This window comes from Agrobacterium albertimagni AOL15, assembly GCF_000300855.1.
Taxonomy (GTDB): Bacteria; Pseudomonadota; Alphaproteobacteria; order Rhizobiales; family Rhizobiaceae; genus Allorhizobium; species Allorhizobium albertimagni.
Map to the genome: position 1 here is coordinate 1 of NZ_ALJF01000035.1, position 2,158 is coordinate 2,158.

2 protein-coding genes are annotated in these 2,158 nt (G+C 64.4%); both read right to left on the reverse strand.

Translation table 11 applies throughout. The features are described from left to right. The coding region (locus QWE_RS24175) for a hypothetical protein (RefSeq protein WP_006728808.1) at positions 1-267 on the reverse strand (267 nt) is incomplete at its 3' end. A 5-nt stretch (positions 268-272) separates the two neighbouring features. Beyond that, the gene (locus QWE_RS24180; RefSeq protein ID WP_006728809.1) at positions 273-1,994 is read right to left on the reverse strand and encodes a type I secretion system permease/ATPase; all 1,722 of its coding nucleotides are present in this window, start codon (positions 1,992-1,994) and stop codon (positions 273-275) included. Positions 1,995-2,158: the final 164 nt, after the last annotated feature.

The following is a 2,158-nucleotide window of genomic DNA, read 5'->3' on the forward strand; positions in this document are numbered from 1 at the left end:
CTCGACCGGTGCTGACGTGCCGTCGTCGAGCGCCACGGTCTTCCGGTCGTCCGGGGCTTGCGCATTGGGCGCCGGATTGACGATCTCGCGCAGCCGCCCGAGATAGGCGCCGAGCCCCATGGAGAGCACGGCGAAGATGCCCGGCGACCAAAGTGTACGATCCGGCGCGTCGGTGAGCGCAAACTTGCGCGCCGGTGCCTTGGCCGACTGGGCGTCGCCATGGCCGAGTTTCAAGGCTTCTTCATGATCGGTCGTGAAGAGGCTCATGGCGATCACTCCGCAGCAACGGAGAGCGTCCGGGACGGTCGCAATGGCTTCATCTCGGAGGTGTTGGCAGGAACCTTGATGATCTCTTCCTTCGGGCCGAAGGAGACGAGCTTGCCGCCCTGGACCACGGCGACCATGTCGACGGCCTGAAGCACGCTCGGCCGATGGGCGACGATAACGACGATGCCGCCGCGCTCGCGGACTTTGACGATCGCCTTCATCAAGGCCTCTTCGCCTTCGGCATCGAGATTGGAGTTCGGCTCGTCGAGCACCACCAAGAAGGGATCGCCGTAAAGCGCGCGGGCAAGCGCAACACGCTGGCGCTGGCCGGCCGAGAGCGACTGGCCGCCGGGGCCGATCTGGGTCTGGTAGCCATTCGGCAGGCGAACGATCAGGTCGTGGATACCGGCGGCGCGGGCCGCACGAAAGATCATCTTGGCATCTGCGTCAGGATCGAAGCGCGCAATATTGTCGGCGACAGTGCCGTCCAGAAGCGCCACTTCCTGCGGCAGATAGCCGACATGCTCCGTGAAGAAGCTGGTCGGCCACTGCTTGAGGTCGGCGCCATCGATGCGGACCGAGCCACGCAGCAGCGGCCAGATGCCGAGCAGCGAACGGGCAAGCGTCGTCTTGCCGCCGCCGGACGGACCGATCAGTGCCAGCGCCTGACCGGCGGAAAGCTTGAAGGAGACGTCGGTCAGGAGCACGGTGCCGGTCGTGGGTGCAACCGTCGTCATACCCTCGACGACAAGGTCTTCGCTCGGCGCCGGCAAATCGAACTGCGTCGGCGGGCGGTCGAGAACGGCGAGCGTGTCCTTGATCCGCGACCAGGAGCGGCGTGCCGAGATCACGCCCTTCCACTGGGCGATTGCCTGGTCGACCGGGGCGAGCGCCCTGCCCGTCACGATCGAGGAGGCGATGATCGCACCGGCGGACATCTCGCCCTGGATCGTCAGATAGGCGCCAAGCCCAAGGGTCGCCGACTGTAGCATCATGCGCAGGACCTTGGAGATCCCGGCAAAGGTGCCCGCGATGTCGGAGGTGGCGGTCTGGGTATCGAGGTGACGGCGGTTGGCGCTTTCGAAGCGGTCGATCGCGCGGTCCGTCATGCCCATCGAATAGAGGATATCGCCGTTGCGGACATGGTTGTCCGAGACATTATTGCGCTGGATCGCGGCCCGCGTCATTTCCTTGGCATGGCGACGCGACAGAAGCTCGGCCGCAATCGTCAGGCAGGCGAGGAAGAGAGCGCCACCCAGCGTCATCATTCCGAGCACCGGATGCAGCATCCAGACGAAGACCAGATAAACCGGGATCCAGGGCAGGTCGAAGAGGGCGACCGGGCCCGCACCCGACAGGAAGGAACGCACGGTATCGACGTCGCGGCCGCGCTCGGAGGCTTCCGCCAAGGAATAGCCGAAGCGCGGCATGTCGATGACCACCCGGTGCACGAGCGGCGCAATCTGACGATCGACATTGGAGCCGAAACGGACCAGCATCTGCGACCTCAGGATGTCGAACATGCCCTGGAAGAGGTAGAGGCCGACCGCGATCACCGAGAGCCAGATCAGGGTCGGCACGCTGCCGCTGGTCAGCGCCCGGTCGTAGATCTGCAGCATGTAGAAAGCGCCGGTCAGCGCCAGGATATTGATGATGCCCGACAGGCCGAAGACGAAGCCCGTCACGAGGCCGATACCGGACAGTTTGTAGCTTGATTGCTTGCTCATGGCTTCCCCCACTCAAAAGTATGTCTGCCGGCCCCGCCAGGCCGGCAGTACTGCCATGTCGTCCTCAGGAAACGCCGAGGAAATCGTTGATCGTCAGGTTGTGACGGCCGTGCAGCGAGAGTTCGAAGTCCGCTGCATTGTCCCCTTGCGTATTGCCCCTGATC